Source organism: Jiangella alba (assembly GCF_900106035.1).
Lineage (GTDB): Bacteria > Actinomycetota > Actinomycetes > Jiangellales > Jiangellaceae > Jiangella > Jiangella alba.
On record NZ_FNUC01000004.1, the window covers coordinates 3,018,072 to 3,033,635 of the forward strand.

The 15,564-nt window shown below is 73.2% G+C and carries 13 protein-coding genes; 3 read left to right on the forward strand and 10 right to left on the reverse strand.

The annotated features are described in order from the left end of the window. Positions 1–64: 64 nt before the first annotated feature. The 7 genes from BLV02_RS31975 to BLV02_RS32005 form a co-directional block, all read right to left on the reverse strand. Complete coding sequence (locus BLV02_RS31975; RefSeq protein ID WP_069112048.1) at positions 65–1,159, reverse strand: sugar ABC transporter substrate-binding protein; 1,095 nt, start codon at positions 1,157–1,159, stop codon at positions 65–67. Positions 1,160–1,306: 147 nt separating this feature from the next. Continuing rightward, positions 1,307–2,464, reverse strand: coding sequence for an ROK family transcriptional regulator (locus BLV02_RS31980; protein WP_074946850.1), 1,158 nt, complete (start codon positions 2,462–2,464; stop codon positions 1,307–1,309). A 293-nt stretch (positions 2,465–2,757) separates the two neighbouring features. Then, positions 2,758–3,909: a sugar ABC transporter permease gene (locus tag BLV02_RS31985; RefSeq protein WP_069112046.1), complete on the reverse strand. Its 1,152-nt coding sequence runs from the start codon at positions 3,907–3,909 to the stop codon at positions 2,758–2,760. Beyond that, a complete protein-coding gene (locus BLV02_RS31990) occupies positions 3,906–5,003 on the reverse strand; it encodes a sugar ABC transporter substrate-binding protein (protein ID WP_069112045.1) in 1,098 nt (365 codons plus the stop codon). Before BLV02_RS31990 ends, BLV02_RS31985 begins: the two co-directional genes overlap by 4 nt. Continuing rightward, complete coding sequence (locus BLV02_RS31995) at positions 5,003–5,698, reverse strand: response regulator transcription factor (RefSeq protein ID WP_069112044.1); 696 nt, start codon at positions 5,696–5,698, stop codon at positions 5,003–5,005. Before BLV02_RS31995 ends, BLV02_RS31990 begins: the two co-directional genes overlap by 1 nt. Next, positions 5,691–8,087 (reverse strand): ATP-binding cassette domain-containing protein, encoded by a 2,397-nt coding sequence (locus BLV02_RS32000; RefSeq protein WP_069112043.1) that lies wholly within the window; start codon positions 8,085–8,087, stop codon positions 5,691–5,693. Before BLV02_RS32000 ends, BLV02_RS31995 begins: the two co-directional genes overlap by 8 nt. 43 nt (positions 8,088–8,130) lie before the next feature. Next, on the reverse strand, positions 8,131–8,910 hold the full coding sequence (locus tag BLV02_RS32005) for an NAD(P)H-binding protein (protein ID WP_069112042.1): 780 nt from the start codon (positions 8,908–8,910) through the stop codon (positions 8,131–8,133). 97 nt (positions 8,911–9,007) lie between these two features. On the opposite strand from BLV02_RS32005, the gene BLV02_RS32010 reads away from it, so the two are divergent. Continuing rightward, a complete protein-coding gene (locus BLV02_RS32010; protein ID WP_069112041.1) occupies positions 9,008–9,388 on the forward strand; it encodes a winged helix-turn-helix transcriptional regulator in 381 nt (126 codons plus the stop codon). Between the two features lie 400 nt (positions 9,389–9,788). On the opposite strand, the gene BLV02_RS36095 is transcribed toward BLV02_RS32010, so the two are convergent. Then, positions 9,789–9,986, reverse strand: a complete 198-nt coding sequence (locus BLV02_RS36095) for a hypothetical protein (RefSeq protein WP_141711630.1) — start codon at positions 9,984–9,986, stop codon at positions 9,789–9,791. A 164-nt stretch (positions 9,987–10,150) separates the two neighbouring features. On the opposite strand from BLV02_RS36095, the gene BLV02_RS32015 reads away from it, so the two are divergent. Then, positions 10,151–10,960 carry a phytanoyl-CoA dioxygenase family protein gene (locus tag BLV02_RS32015; protein WP_069112040.1) on the forward strand — a complete coding sequence of 270 codons (810 nt, stop codon included), beginning with the start codon at positions 10,151–10,153 and terminating at the stop codon, positions 10,958–10,960. 55 nt (positions 10,961–11,015) lie between these two features. On the opposite strand, the gene BLV02_RS32020 is transcribed toward BLV02_RS32015, so the two are convergent. Both BLV02_RS32020 and BLV02_RS32025 read right to left on the reverse strand, forming a co-directional pair. Further along, positions 11,016–12,509 carry an amino acid permease gene (locus tag BLV02_RS32020; RefSeq protein ID WP_069112304.1) on the reverse strand — a complete coding sequence of 498 codons (1,494 nt, stop codon included), beginning with the start codon at positions 12,507–12,509 and terminating at the stop codon, positions 11,016–11,018. A gap of 99 nt (positions 12,510–12,608) precedes the next feature. Continuing rightward, positions 12,609–13,232 (reverse strand): GOLPH3/VPS74 family protein, encoded by a 624-nt coding sequence (locus BLV02_RS32025; RefSeq protein WP_171906760.1) that lies wholly within the window; start codon positions 13,230–13,232, stop codon positions 12,609–12,611. Between the two features lie 303 nt (positions 13,233–13,535). Here BLV02_RS32025 and BLV02_RS32030 point away from each other — a divergent pair, with 303 nt between their 5' ends. After that, positions 13,536–15,467 (forward strand): primary-amine oxidase, encoded by a 1,932-nt coding sequence (locus BLV02_RS32030; RefSeq protein ID WP_141711629.1) that lies wholly within the window; start codon positions 13,536–13,538, stop codon positions 15,465–15,467. Positions 15,468–15,564 lie beyond the last annotated feature (97 nt).

Here is a 15,564-nt window from a genome sequence, read left to right on the forward strand (position 1 = left end):
CCATCTCCTCATCGTCAAGGGTGGCACCGACCTGGGTCGGTGCCACCCTCGTCGTCTCGACGGATCAGCTGAGACCGGCGGCCGCGCAGGCGTCCGCATAGTCGTCGGTGCAGATGTCGTCGACCGTCCAGAAGTCGTCGGCCACCACGGTGTCGGCGACGTTGTCGGTCGTGACCACGATCGGGTCGAGGATCAGCGACGGCACGCCCTGGAAGTCGGTGGTGTCGGCGACCTCCTCGCCGTTGACGATCGAGATGGCCATCTCGGCGGCGCCCTCGGCCTCGCCCTTGATCGGCTTGTAGATCGTCATGTACTGCTCACCAGCGACGATGCGCTGGATGGCGGCCAGTTCGGCGTCCTGACCGGTGACCGGCGGCAGCTGGTCGGCCGGCAGTCCGGCGCCGGTGAGCGCCGCGATGACGCCGCCGGCCTGGCCGTCGTTGGCGGCGTAGACCCCGGCCAGCGTCGTGGGATCGATGGTGTCGAGCTGGTCCGTCGTCCACGCCTGCGCGTTGTCCGGGCTCCAGTCCGGGTTGTCGTACTCGCCGACGACGGTGAGCTCGCTGCCGTCGATGACGCTGTGCGCGCCGGACTTGAACATGGCCGCGTTCGGGTCGTCGGGCGAGCCGTTCAGCATGAGGACGTCGCCCGCGCCGCCGACGGCGTCGACCAGCGCCTGGCCCTGCAGCTCGCCGACCTTCTCGTTGTCGAACGAGGTGTAGTAGTCGGCGCCCTCGATGAAGCGGTCGTAGGCGATGACGGGGATCTCGGCCGCCTGCGCGTCGGCCACCAGCGCCGCCGCTGCCTGGCCGTTCACCGGGTCCAGCACCATGACGTCGACGCCCTGCGAGATGGCGGTGTCGACCTGCTCGGCCTGCTTGGTCTCGTCCTGGTCGGCGTTGAAGTAGTTGATCGTGCAGTCGGGGCACAGGTCCGCGACCTTGGCCTCGAACAGCGGGCGGTCGAACGCCTCGTAGCGAGCGGTCGCCGACTCCGGCAGGAGCAGGGCGATGGTGGCGGCGCTGCCGCTACCGGTGCTGTCGCCGCTCGCGGTCCCGTCGCCGCCGCCGTTGTCTTCGTTGGCGCCACAGGCGGCCAGCGCGCCGGCGGCCAGGGCGAGGACTGCGAAGACGGCAGCCCGTCGGTTGGGCTGGTGCACGGTGAAACCCTCCTTTGGGTTCAGCCCCCGCCGACAGCTCGGCCGGGTGAGGTCGAGTGTGGAACGGTGCCCCGTTGCCGTCAAGGCTCAAATACATTACGCGTTTACATCTTGTTTATGTGTTCGTATTTCGACAGCAATACGGCGTCAATCGCCGGCGGAGAGGGATGCGACCAGCGCACCCACCGCCTCCGTGCCCTCGCCGAGCGGCGAGATCGCGACGCGGGTCCGCTCCGCCACGCCGGGCAGCACCGCCCGGCGGAAGCCCTGACGGACGGGGCCGAGCCAGGCGTCGCCGGCGGCGAGGAGGGGCCCGCCGAGCGCGATGTCGGCGGGGTTGAGGATCATTGCGAGCCAGCCGAGGCCGCGTCCGAGCAGCTCGCCGGCGTCCTCGAGCACGTGCACCGCCACCGGGTGGCCGTCGTTGATGAGGCCGAGCACCTCGTCGAGTCCGAGGTCGCGCTGCAGCGCCGAGCTCAGCGCCGTCCGCACCGACTCCGCCGACCCGACGGTCTCGAGGCAGCCGCGCCGCCCGCAGCGGCACACCACCGACAGTCCCGGATCGAGCGCGAGGTGGCCGATCTCGCCGGCCGCGCCGGAGTCGCCGCGCAGCAGCTCGCCGCCGACGGCCACACCGGCGCCGATGCCGGAGCCGACCTTGACGAACACCACCGACCGGCCGGCCCCCGCCCGGCGGGCCAGCGCGAGCGCGCCGAGGTTCGCGTCGTTCTCGACGACGACCGGCCGGCCGAGCAGCCGCGCCACCTCGTCGCGCAGCGGGAACCCGACCAGCGCGGGCAGGATCGCGGTTTCGGTGACGACGCCGGTCGCGGTGTCGATGGGCGCGGGGACCCCGACGGCGACGCCGGCGATCTGGGCGCTGGTGAGCCCGGCCTGCTGGCGCGCCGACGCCGCGAGCGCGCCGATCACCTCGAGCACGGTGTCGGGGCGCAGCCCGCCGTCGAGCACGACGGCCGACTCGGCCAGCACGTCGCCCGGGGCGGCGCCGGCGACCACCTTGACGTGCGTGCGGCCGAGGTCGACGCCGATGCCGTAGCGCAGCCGCACCGGCGCCCGCTCGACCAGGCGGCTGCGCCGGCCGTTCGCCACGCCCTGTCGCACGACCAGCTCGCCCTCGTCGACCAGGGCGCGGACCAGCCCGGAGATGGTGGCCGGGGCGAGTCCGGTCAGCCGCGCCAGCTCGGCCTGGCTGACCGCCTGCGCGGCCGGCAGCGCACCCAGCAACCGCCGCCGGTTGGCCAGCCGCAGGGCGGACAGCGACCCGGGACCGGACACGTCAGGCACGTCGGCTCACCTCCGTCGGGGGTTACGGAAGCCCGTTGACGTCACAGCGTGAACGCTACACCCCCGCGCAAGCCGCCCCCAGCCACCTTGCTGTGTGACTCCGACGGCATCTCGCCAACGCCGCAGCCCACCCGACGCGCCTCACGGCGGGCGGCGTCGGCGGACGGTGCGGGTGCCCGTTCTTGGGCCGCGGTGCCGCGGCCAAGAGAATGGGCGCCAGGGGGACGGCCAACTGGCGAACGGCGGCGAACCGGAGCACGACGGCGAACGGCCACACGGGCGAACCAGCCGACCTAGCGGCCGGGCCGCGAATGCTCGCGGAACGGGGTCACCTCGGCACGGTGCGCCAGGGTGTCCAGCCCGACGGCGACGGCGAGGACGAGGCCGGTCGCGATCAGCCGGATCGGCGACGACGCGCCCATAAGGTCCAGCCCGTTGGCGAGCGACCCGACGACGAGCGCGCCCAGCAGCGCCGACCACACCGTCCCGCGGCCGCCGAACAGGCTGGTGCCGCCGATGGCCGCGGCCGCCACCGCCGTCAGCATGAGGTCGGTGCTGCCCGACGACTGGTTGACGGCGAGCAGCCGCGACGCCGCGAGGATGCCGCCGGTGACCGCCAGCACGGACGCCAGCATGAACACCACCAGCCGGATGCGGTCGACGCCGATGCCCGCCCGCCGCGCCCCCGACGCGTTGCTCCCCGTCGCCACCGCGTGCCGGCCGAGCTTCGTGCGCCGGACCATGAGGTCGCCGCCGGCCAGCAGCAGGAGGAACACCACGACCGCCAGCGGCACGCCGCGGTCGGCGTTGAAGACGGCGGCCGCCACCGGTGCGCCGATGCCCGCCACCACCCACGGCCAGACCCGCCGCGCCGGCCGGTCGCGTTCGCGGCGCAGCGACCCGACGATCGCCACGACGGCGCCCGCCGTCACCGCCGCGGCCAGCGCCCACCCGGCGGCCGGCGCCAGGAACGTCCCCGCGATGGCCACCAGCTGGGGGTCGTCGATGTTCACCGTCCCGGTGTCGCCGAGCACCAGCAGCAGCGCGCCCTGCCACGTCAGCAGCCCGGCCAGCGTCACCACGAACGACGGCACGCCGACCCGCGTCACCATGGCGGCGTGCGCCAGCCCCACCAGCGCGCCGGTCGCCAGTCCCGCGAGGATCGCGAGCACGGCCGGCCAGTCCTGCTTGACGCTGAGCACGGCGGTGACGGCCGCGCCGAACCCGGACACCGCGCCGACGGAGAGGTCGATCTCGCCGATCAGCAGCACCAGGACGACGGCCACCGCCACGGCGCCGACGGCGACGATCTGCAGCATGAGGTTGGTGAGGTTCACCGCGGACAGGAACCGCGGATTGCTCAGGCTCATCACCAGCCAGATGACGGCCAACGCGGCCGGCGGCGCCCAGCGGCCGAGGCGGGCCGGCGACACCGAGCCGCTCACGGCGCGCCGTCCTGGGCCAGCCCGGCGGCGGCGCACTCGGCCGCGAGGCCTTCGCAGATCTCGTCGACCGTCCAGAACCCGTCGGCGACCACGGTCGCGGCGATGGTGTCGCGGGTGACGGCGACCGGCGTCAGCATGAGCGCCGGGACCCGCCCGTGCCCGTTGTCGACCCAGTCGGTGCGCAGCCCGTCCGGCGGCTCGCCGGTCCGCGCCAGGCCGACGGCGACGTCGGCGGCGGCCTGGGCCTGCGTGCGCACGGCCTTGTAGACCGTCATGTACTGCTCGCCGGTGAGAATGCGGCGCACGGCCGCCAGTTCGGCGTCCTGCCCGGTGACCGGCGGCAGCGGGTCCAGCCCGGCCGCCTTCATCGCGGCGATGGCGCCGCCGGCCATGCCGTCGTTGGCCGCGTACACACCGGCGACGCGGTCGCGGCCGAGCGTCGTCAGGGCCCGCTCCATCGCCTCCTGCGCCTGGTCGGGCGACCAGTCGGGCACGTCGACCTCGGCGCCGACGGCGACCCCGGCGCCGTCGAGGACGCTGTGCGCGCCGCGCCGGAACAGCGCCGAGTTGTCGTCGGTGGGCGAGCCGTTCAGCACCACCAGCTCGCCGTCGGTCGCGCCGACGGCGGCCAGCAGCACCTCGGCCTGCAACTGGCCGACCTGCTCGTTGTCGAACGTGACGTGGAAGTCGACCGGTGCGTCGAGCACCAGCCGGTCGTAGCTGACCACCGGGACGCCCGCCGCGTGCGCCTGCCGGACGATGACCGACGCCGACCGGGAGTCGACGGGGTCGAGGACCAGCACGTCGGCGCCGTTGGTGAGCGCCGCCTCGGCCTGCGCCTGCTGGTGCGCGGCGTCCTGGTCGGCGTTGCTGACCAGCGTCTCGCACTCGGCGCAGATCTCGTGCACGCGCTCGACGAACGCCGGGCGGTCGTGCGACTCGTACCGGGCGGTCTTGTTCTCCGGCAGCAGCAGCGCGATCTGCAGCTCGCCGTCGCCGGACCCGGACCCGGACGTGCCGGCCGCACCGCAGGCGCCCAGCGCCAGGACGAACACCGCGGGCAGGGCGGCGGCGAGCAGGTGGCGGCGGGCCATCAGAGGTCCGTCGTGAACCGGTAGCCGGCCCGCGGCTCGGTGACGATCAGCTCGGCGCCGTCGGGCCCCTCCAGCTTGGCTCGCAGCCGCCCGACGTACACGCGGGTGTACTCGGTCTGCGTCTCGTAGCCCGGGCCCCAGACCCGGCGCAGCAGCTCGGCGTGGGTCAGCAGCCGGCCGGGGTGCATCGCCAGCTCGCGCAGCAGCGCGTACTCGGTGCGGGTGAGGTGCACCCGCTTGCCGCCCTTCGTGACCAGCTGGGCGTCGAAGTCGATGCGGACGTCGCCGACGCGGACCTGCGGCGCCACCAGCCGCGGCTCGGCCGGACGGGCCCGGCGCAGCATGGCGTTGATGCGGGCCAGCAGCTCCTCGATGCCGAACGGCTTGGTGAGGTAGTCGTCGGCGCCGAGGTTCAGCGCCCGCACCTTGTCGGTCTCGCCGCGCCGTGCCGACAGCACGATGATGCCGACGTCGGAGCGGTCGCGCACCGCCCAGCACAGGTCGAAGCCGTCGCGGCCGGGCAGCATGAGGTCGAGCAGGACGACGTCGGGCGCGGCCTGCTCGAGCAGCCGCAGCACGTCGGAGCCGTCCGTCGACACCACCACCCGGTAGCCGCGGGCGGTGAGGTTGGACCGCAGGACGTCGACGATGATGCGGTCGTCCTCGACGATGAGGACGCCGGGCTCCTCAGCCATCGCTCTCCTCGCCCTCGGCGGGCTCGACCGGCAGCGTGACGCGGAAGCCGGACTCGGGCCCGGTGGTCAGCTCGACCCGGCCGCCGTGCGCCTCGGCGATGCCGCGGACGATGGCCAGGCCCAGCCCGGCGCCGGTGCTGCCCTCGCCGCGCACCCGCGGCTCGAAGATGCGCTCCGCGACGTCCGCCGGGATGCCCGGGCCGTCGTCGCTGACCAGCACCTCGACCGACGCGCCGCCGTCGACGGCCGCGGCGGCGACCCGGACGGCGCCGTCCGGCCCGCCGTGGCGGACCGCGTTCTCCAGCAGGTTGACGAACACCTGCTCGAGGCGGTCGTGGTCGGCCCAGATGGGTGGGAGGCCCGCGGCGACACCGATCTTGACCCGGCCGGGGTGCGGCACGCAGCTGCGCGCCGCCTCGAGCACCAGCCGCACGTCCGTCCAGTCCGGACGCAGCCGGAGCAGCCCGGACTCGATGGCGGAGGAGTCGAGGAGGTCGCCGACCAGGCGTTCCATGCGCGCGGACTCGGTGGTGATGGCGGCGAGGAAGCGGTCGATCGACTCGGGGTCCCAGACGAGGTCGGGCTGCTGCAGCGTGGAGGCGTAGCCGTGGATCGCGGTCAGCGGCGTGCGCAGCTCGTGGCTGAGGTGCTGCAGCACCTCGCGCTGCAGCTGCTGCGACCGGCGGGCGGCGGCCGCCTCGCGGCGGGCCCGTTCCAGCATCTCCCGCTCCAGCGCCAGCGCGAGCGAGCGGCGGGCGTCGTCGAGCAGCTCGACGGCGTCGCGGCCGGGCTCGGCGGGATCGTCCCAGCGGGCCAGCAGCAGCCCGGTGCCGCCGGGGATCGGCAGCCCCGCGAGCGCCAGCCCGTCGCCGATGCGCCGCGGCCGGTCGGTGCCGGTGGGCGCGGCCTCGGCCAGCGCCTTCAGGTCCGAGCCGGCGGAGTCATCCAGATCGATGTGCACCCAGCGCGCCTCGCCGCCGGTCAGCTCGGCGACGTCGGTGAGCAGCATGCCGGCCGCGCGGGCGCCGAGGCCGCGGCAGAGCGCGAGCAGCGCGGCGGACAGGCCGCCGTCGACGCGGTCGGGGCCGGCCAGCGTCTCGAGCATGGCCCGCAGCGACTCGAGGATCTCGTTGCGCCGGCTCACCTCCTCGATCAGCCGCTCGCGCTCGATGGCGCTGGCGGCGTGGCCGGCGTAGAGCGAGACCAGCTCGCGGCGGTCGGCGTCGAGGCGGCCGGCGGACGTGCTGAAGCCGGTGATGGTGCCGAGGACGCCGGACGAGCCGACGATCGGCGCGGACCACGCGCTGCGCACGCCGGCCGCGGCGGCCCGTTCCAGGTACCCCGTCCACGTGGCGTCGTCGCTGGTGTCGTCGACGACCACCAGCTGCCCGAGCGCCGCGGCCGCGCCGACCAGCCCGCCGGCCGTGCCGACCGGGACCAGCGCGGCGTCGTCGGCCAGCGCCGGCGGCAGCCCGATGGCGGCGGTGCGGCGCAGCAGCGGCCCGCGCGGCGCGTGGTCGAGCAGGTGCACGCAGAGCATGTCCTGGTCGAGCGCGGCCGCCGTGGCCGAGACGACGAGCGGCAGCGACGCGGCGGGGTCGGCGGCGGAGAGCTGCTCGACCAGGCTCTTGAGGCGGTTCAGCTGCCGCCGCGCCGCCGACTCGGTCTCGATGCCCGACATCAGCGCCGCGACGTCGTCGGAGTGCACCTCGGCCGGCGACACCCCGGCGACGATGCGGCCGTGGCGCAGCACGACGATGCGGTCGGCCAGCGCGAACACCTCGTCGAGGTCGTGGCTGACCAGCACGATGGCCCGGCCGTCGTCGCGCAGGTCGCTCAGCACGCGCATGATCTCGGCCCGCCGCAGCACGCTCAGCGAGGCGGTCGGCTCGTCCAGCACCAGCAGGTCGGCGCCGGTGGACAGCGCCCGGGCCAGCGCGACCTCCTGCCGCTGCCCGCGCGACAGGGTGTCGACCCGGGCCCGCACGTCGGTGAGCTGCGAGCCGAACCGCTCCAGCGCCTGCCGGGCGTCGGCGGCCATGCGGCTCTCGGCCAGCAGCAGCCGGGAGTGCTCGCGGCCGAGGAAGACGTTCGCGACGACGTCGAGGTCGTCGCAGAGCCCGAGATCCTGCCAGACGACGGCGACCGGCGCCTTCGCGCCGTCGGCGGCCACCACCACCTGGCCCTCGTCGACGTCGGTGTCGCCGGCGATGCAGCGGACCAGCGTGGACTTGCCGGCGCCGTTCTCGCCGACGACGGCGACGATCTCGCCGCCGCGCACGCTCAGCGTGACGGCGTCGAGCGCGCGCAGCCGTCCGTAGCGCTTGGTGACGCCGCGCAGCTCGAGGATCGGCGCGGCGCTGCCGCGGCGGCCGTCGCCGTCGGTCATCCCCCCATCTTCGCCGACGACGGCCGGGCTCGCCATCGCCGCATCATGCCAGCGTGCGGACGAACTCCTGCACCGTCGTCGCGGGACGGCCGAGCAGCCGGTCCAGGTCCGGCGTCGGCGTGCCGAACTGGGGGAGCCGCAGCAGCGGCAGGACGAAGGCCATGCCGGACTCGTCGTCGGAGACCTCCCTGTACGGCAGCCCGAGCGCCTCGGCCAGCTGCGGGTACGTCCAGCCGGGCCCGCGCAGCTCGTACACGGCGCCCTCGTGACCGTCGCCGGTGAGCACCGCGCTCGCCGCCAGGGCCAGGTCCGCGATCGTCGCGGTGACCAGCGGGTGCCCGATGGCCGGCGCGGTCACCTCGGCGGCCGTCGCCACGTCCGGCCGCACCAGCTCCTCGGTGTAGAAGGTGTTGCGCAGGAACGTGTGCGCGAGGCCGGCGTCGCGGATGGCCCGCTCGGTCGTCGTGTGGTCGGCCAGGAAGCTCTGCCCGTCCTCGGCGGTGATCGCGCTGGTGTAGACGACGTGCCCGGCCTTCGCGGTGGCCGCCGCCGCGACGACGTTGGCGTGCTGGCGGGCCCGCACACCCGGCGTCGTGTCGGAGGCGGAGACGAACAGCAGCCGGTCGGCGCCCTCGAACGCGTGCTCCAGGCTCGCCGGGTCGTCGTAGTCGGCCTGCCGCACGTCGACGCCGCGCTCGGCGAACCGGTGCGCCTTCCCGGGGTCGCGCGCCACGACGGCTATCTCGTCGGCCGGCACCTTCGCGATCAGGTCCTCGACCACCACCGGCCCGAACCGGCCGGTCGCCCCGGTCACCACGATCATGTCTGTCTCCGATCTCTTGGTCACTGTCGAAAGTGACGTTAACCTGGAGACTCACTTGATGAAAGTACGTACCTTGAGGTAACCAACGGAGGCCGACGTGAGCATCGAGGTCAGCAGTGGGTGGCCGGCCCGCGCCGGTGACGTGTTCGACCCGAACTGCCCGTCGCGGGGCGTGCTCGAGCACGTCACCAGCCGGTGGGGCGTGCTCGTGCTGGCCGCGCTGGCCGAGCGGGAGCTGCGTTTCGGCGCACTCCACCGGCGCATCGGCGGGGTGAGCCAGAAGATGCTGGCCCAGACGCTGCGCGCTCTGGCCGCCGACGGCTTCGTCGAGCGGACGGTCGTCCCGGCGGCGCCGCCGCAGGTCAGCTACCGGCTGACGGACACCGGTGAGCAGGTCGCGGCGCACGTCGCCGGGCTGGTCGGCTGGATCGAGCGGCAGCTGCCGCGGATCCTCGCCGCGCGGGAGGCCGCGCTCTAGGCTGTTGGCCGCCGCCGGACAGGACGGTGTGGGCGTCGCCGAGCGCGCCGATGCGGGCATGCCGGGCGTGGGCCGGGTCGGTTCCAGACGCTTGTCATCGGCGGTGACAGGGGCGCCGCGCTGCGGGCCCACCGGCCGTTTGCTGAGGCCCGGGAGAGCGGCGCACGCCCCGGAATCCGGCGGATAGGGCCGGTTTCGCGGTCTCGAGCGCCGGTTTCCGGGGCGTCAGGCGATATCCCGGGCGTCAACGTCCTGGGCTCACGTCACGTGTACAGGCCGGATCACGATCGCCTCGGCACGGTGGCGTCGCCGGCGAGGGGGCCGGCTGCGGCGTTGGCGACTCGGGCTTCGTCGTCACCACCATGACGTCCACGTCGTCATCCCACGTGGCGGGTGACATCTAGTCCTCGTCGTCGTCCTCGTCGTCCTCGGGCGGGACGCCCGGCGACTCCGAGCCGTACCCGGGTGCGGTCACCGGGTTGCCCGGCGACTCCGAACCGCGTTCGGGCGGAGGCACCGGGACGCCCGGCGACTCCGAGCCCTGTCCAGGTGTGGTCGTCGGGTCGCCCGGCGACTCCGAGCCTTCACGGTGTGCCATGGGAGTCCCCCTTCTCGATCCCGCCGAGTGGTCGAGTACCCGGACGGCGCCCGCCGAAACACCCGCGCCGGTTCAGGGCAGCGGCTCGCGGCGCTCCTGGTCGCCGAAGCGGGTCGGCGGCGTGGTCCGTGGCGGTCAGCGGCGGGCGGCGGGAGTGTGGGCGCATGCTGACCTCGAACGGCCACGTGCTCGACGAGTCCGAGCGTCGCCTGGGCGAGCTCCGGCCGGTGCCCGACGCCGAGCGGCGCGACCGTGACGCGCTGTGGGAGCGGTTGCGGCGCGACGGGTACCTGTTCCTGCGCGGCGCGCTGGACCCCGAGGTCGTGCTGGGCTTCCGCGGGTACTACCACCGCACGCTGGCGCCGTCGGGCGTGTGGGGCCGCGCCGAGGACCGCGCCGAGTACCGCCGGCTGCTGTTCCGCGAGGTCGTCCCGGGTCCGGAGTACGCCGCGTTCTGCGCCCAGCCGGCCGTCCGCGACTGGTACGCGTGGTTCCTCGGCGGCGAGACGTTCCTGCACCGGCGCAAGCTGATCCGGCACGTGCGGCCGGGGGAGTCCGGTGTCGGCACCGCCACCCAGGCCCACTATGACCTCGTCTACCTGCGTGAGGGCACCGACCGGGTGCTGTCGTCGTGGATCCCGCTGGGCGACTGCCCGGTCCGGCGCGGCGGCCTGATCTACCTGGAGGGCAGTCACCACCGGGTGCTGGCGCGGGAGCGGGCCGGCACGCTGCGGCACCCGGCGGCGTCCATCACGGCCGACCTGCCCGGCCTGGCCGACGACCACGACGCGCGCTGGCTGCTCGCGGACTACCGGGCCGGCGACATGGTCGTCCACTCCGCCTACACGGTGCACGCCGCGCTGGACAACGTCGACGACGACTACCGGCTCTCGACCGACATCCGGTACCAGCGCGCCGCCGACCCGATCGACTGGCGGTGGCAACGCCACTGGCACGACCACGACGGGCTCTGACGTCCACGTGCCCCGCCGCGCCGGGTGGCGCGACGGGGCACGGGGTGCGGCGAGGTCAGCGCAGCGACGGCTGGTCCTGCTCGTCCTCCTCCTGGCCCGAGAGGTCCAGGACGGAGATGCCGGTGGCCGCGTTGGCGCCCTGGCCGATCGCCTCGTACACGTCCGGGCGGGCCGACTTGAGGAACTGCGCCCACAGCAGGCCGGCCAGCGCGGCGATGACGAACAGGCCGGGCAGGATCCACCGCTCCGGCGCGTCGGACGCGACGCCGATGAGGATGTCGTAGTTGGAGATGGCCAGGATCACGACGATCACCAGCAGGATCATCGCCAGCACCGGGCCGATGGCCCGGCGCCACACGTTCTCACCGGACGGGTGCCGGGCGAAGAACACGATCACGGCCACCGAGGTGAGCGTCACCAGCGCCAGCACGCCGAACCCGCCGGTCGTGCCGAGGTTGAAGAACAGCTGCACCAGCGGGTCGAGGTCGAAGAACGCGTAGATCAGGATGACCACGAGAGCGATGACGCTCTGCACGATCGACGCGGCCACCGGGGCGCCCGACGACGGCGACGTGCGGCCGAGCGCGCTGGGCAGCACCCTTTCGCGGCCGAGCGCGAAGACGTACCGGGCGACGGTGTTGTGGAACGAGATCATCGCGGCGAACACCGATGTCACGAACAGGATCTCGCCGATGTCCACCCAGGTGCCGCCGAGGAACTCGTCGGCCTGGACGAAGATCACCCCGTTCTGCAGTTCCTGGGCCATCCCGACGATGTTGTCCGGGCCGGCCGCGACCGTCATCGCCCACGACGCCAGCACGTACACCCCGGCGACGACCGCGATGGAGATGTACGTGGCCAGCGCGATGGTGCGCTTCGGGTTGCGGGACTCCTCCGAGTACACGACCGACGCCTCGAAGCCGACGAAGCCGAGCACCGCGAGCACCAGGATCGCGCCGACACCGGACTCGAACAGGTTCCCGACCTGCAGTGCCTCGAACGAGACGTCGTCGCCGGCCGGGTTTCCGAGGCTGGCCAGCGCGTAGATGAGGATGATCGCCATCTCGGCCAGCAGCAGCACCGCGAGGATCGTGCCGTTGACGTCGATGCGCAGCACGCCGAGGATGCCGACGATGGCCCACGCGACCAACGCGATCACCCACCAGTCGACGGTGATGCCGAACCACTCATCCAGCTTCGGGCCGGCCGCGATGCCGATGATGCCGTAGAGACCGACCTGCAGCAGGTTGTACGCGAGCAGCGCCATGTAGGCGGCCGCGACACCGGCGGGCCGGCCCAGACCGTGCGTGACGTAGGTGTAGAACGCGCCGGCGTTGGTGATGTGCCGCGACATCGCGACGTAGCCGACGCTGAACAGGGCCAGCAGCAGCGCGATCGCGACGAACGCGATGGGCAGGCCGATGATGCCGGTCACGGCGAAGCCGGTGGTCACGACTCCGGCGACGACGGTGAGCGGCGTCGCGGCGCTCAGGACGAAGAACACGACGGCAGGGACGCCGAGCCTGTTGCTGGCGAGCGTCCGCGACACGCGGTCGGCGCCCAGGCGGCTCGAATGGGACACGGGGGACTCTCCTTGATGGGATCTGCGGGATCTCCGTGGTGGGGGTCGAGGTCGCCGGAGGTCGCGCTATCGGGGACTGAGGGTGGCGTCACCCACAGCTGCTTCGGTATGCGCCAGGACCTCGCGCATCGACATCGGCATCGATCCGACCGCGGCGGCGATGTGGCGCAACGTGACGGCGTCGCCGTCCCACCACACCCCCTTGGTGAAACCGGTCACCGCGACCAGGCCGGCCAGCATGGCGTCGTGGAAGTCCAGCGGGTCGCCGCGGTTGACCAGTCCGTACAGCCGGTCGGAGGGCCAGGCGGCGACCTTCGGGTCGACCGGCAGGTACCGAACCGCGCTGCCGAACAGCTTGCGGGACTTGACCGGTTCGATCTCGCCCTCGCGCGTCAGCCGGACCGCGACCCGCTCGAGCGCGCTCTGGGAGAGGAACGCCAGCCAGGTGCGCAGCGACCGGGTCTGCTGGTCGGCCGTCAGCTGGCGGACGATCCGGTAGCCCAGGTCGTCGGCCGGCGGCTGTGCGCCCGTCAATGACAGGGTTCCAGACGCGACGTGCAGGTTGTTGTTGAGGATCAGCTCACCGAGCAGCGCACCGGCCAGCCCGAGCCCTGCGGCTCGTGCGTTCAGCCGGAGCTTGCCGCTGCCGACATCGTGAACGATGTGGAAGAAGTCATTGGCCAGCAGCACTCCGCCTGCACCTCCACCCCGGATGCGAGGACCGGGATGACAACGGACGGCCGGGGCCATACGGGACAGGGACCCGCGCGCTCCCACCCTCGAGACGCGCGTTTCGAACCGACTGCGGTGCTCGCGATGCCGCGTTCCGATTCACGCCCGGTAGTTTGACGGCCTTTGTCCGCTGAGACAAGAGGCAATTTCAGCGGTAATGCGCCGGACGCCCGAGACGCCTTACATAGTCGCTTTGCGACGCAATGTCTTGACGACATCGGTGCCGGGCGGCGAGTCTATGGCGTTGTGACGGTCACGCCCGTGCGCACGCACCCGCTCCAGCGCCTGTCCGCGGACGAGATCCGCGCGGCCCGCGCTCTCCTCGACGACAACGGCCTGGTCACTCCGTCGACGAAGTTCGCGCTGCTCGGCCTCGAAGAACCGGACAAGCTGACGGTGCTCGGCCACCGCGACGGCGACCCGGTCGACCGCCGGGTCCGGGCCGTCCTGCTCGACCTCGCGACCGGCGCCGCGCGCACCGTCATCGCGTCGCTCTCCCGCGGCGCCGTCGACTCCGTCGAGACGGTCGACCCGGTCACCGACGGCCAGCCACCGATCCTGCTCGAGGAAGTGCTGACCGTCGACGAGATCGTCAAGGCCGACGCCGGCTGGCGCGCGGCCATGGAGCGCCGCGGCATCACCGACCTCGACCTCGTGCGCCCGTGCCCGCTCGCGGCCGGCAACTTCGGCATCCCCAGCGAGCGCGGCCGCCGGGTGCTGCACGTGCTGTCGTTCCTGCAGCACCGGCCCGAGGACCACGCCTGGGCGCACCCCATCGACGGCGTCGTGGCCTACGTCGACCTCATCGAGAAGCGGGTCATCGAGCTGATCGACGACGCCGTCCTCCCGATCCCGGAGGAAGAGGCCAACCACGACGACCCCGCCTACACCGGGCCGCCGCGGACGACCCTGAAGCCGATCGAGATCACCCAGCCGGAGGGGCCGAGCTTCACCGTCGAGGACGACGTCGTCACCTGGGAGAACTGGACCTTCCGGGTCGGCTTCGACCCGCGCGAGGGCCTGGTCCTGCACCAGCTCGGCTGGCGCGACGGCGATCGCGTGCGGCCGATCGTCTACCGGGCGTCGGTGGCCGAGATGGTCGTCCCGTACGCCGACCCCAGCCCGGTGCGGTTCTGGATCAGCTACTTCGACGCCGGCGAGTACCTGCTCGGCCAGCAGGTCAACTCGCTGGAGCTGGGCTGCGACTGTCTCGGCGAGATCCACTACTTCGACGCCGTCCTGGCCGACGGCGACGGCGCGCCGCGCGAGGTCCGCAACGCCGTCTGCCTGCACGAAGAGGACTACGGCGTGCTGTGGAAGCACACCGACATCTTCACCGAGTCGTCCGAGACACGGCGGCAGCGGCGGCTGGTCATCTCGTTCTTCGTCACCGTCGGCAACTACGACTACGGCTTCTACTGGTACCTGTACCTCGACGGCACCATCCAGCTGGAGGTCAAGGCCACGGGCGTCGTGGCCACGTCGTCGTACAAGACCGACAGCGCGTACGCCGCCGAGGTGGCGCCCGGCCTGGGCGCGCCGTACCACCAGCACCTCTACTGCGCCCGCCTCGACATGATGGTCGACGGCCTCGACAACGCCGTCGACGAGCTGGAGGTGCAGCCGCTGCCGATCGGCCCGGCCAACCCGAACGGCAACGCCTTCACCCGGCGGTCGACCCGGCTGCGCACCGAGGCCCAGGGCGCACGGACGGCCGACCCGCTGGCCGGGCGGACGTGGCAGATCTCCAGCTCCGACTCCACCAACCGGCTCGGCCGGCCGGTCGCCTACGAGCTGCGCCCCGAGGGCAAGCCGATGCTGCTCGCCGACCCCGCGTCGGCGACGGCGAACCGGGCCGGGTTCGCGACCCGCTCGCTGTGGGTCACCCGCTACGACCCGGCCGAGCGCTATCCCGCCGGCGACCTCATCAACCAGCACCCCGGCGGCGCCGGCCTGCCCCGCTACGTCGCGGCCGACCGCGCGATCGAGGACCAGGACATCGTGCTCTGGCACACCTTCGGCGCGGCGCACTTCCCGCGCCCGGAGGACTGGCCGGTCATGCCGGTGGACTACAGCGGGTTCACGCTGCGCCCGGTCGGCTTCTTCGACCGCAACCCGACGCTCGACGTGCCGGTGACGCCGTCGAACCACTGTGGCCACCACGGCGGCGGAGAGCACCACCACCACGGCTGACTGCTGTTCCACCGGGAGGCGGTGGCGGCGGCCTATGTCGGGAAGCGTTGCCGGCGGGAAGCAGTGCCGGCGTGGTCGAGGCCAGCGCGGGAGGCGG

Coding starts and splice junctions, on each gene's coding strand:
- BLV02_RS31990 (WP_069112045.1), bottom strand. CDS start 5,003: ATGGCCCGCCGCCACCTGCTCGCCGCCGCCCTGCCCGCGGTGTTCGTC.
- BLV02_RS31995 (WP_069112044.1), bottom strand. CDS start 5,698: ATGGCTGAGGAGCCCGGCGTCCTCATCGTCGAGGACGACCGCATCATC.
- BLV02_RS32000 (WP_069112043.1), bottom strand. CDS start 8,087: ATGACCGACGGCGACGGCCGCCGCGGCAGCGCCGCGCCGATCCTCGAG.
- BLV02_RS32005 (WP_069112042.1), bottom strand. CDS start 8,910: ATGATCGTGGTGACCGGGGCGACCGGCCGGTTCGGGCCGGTGGTGGTC.
- BLV02_RS36095 (WP_141711630.1), bottom strand. CDS start 9,986: ATGGCACACCGTGAAGGCTCGGAGTCGCCGGGCGACCCGACGACCACA.
- BLV02_RS32015 (WP_069112040.1), top strand. CDS start 10,151: ATGCTGACCTCGAACGGCCACGTGCTCGACGAGTCCGAGCGTCGCCTG.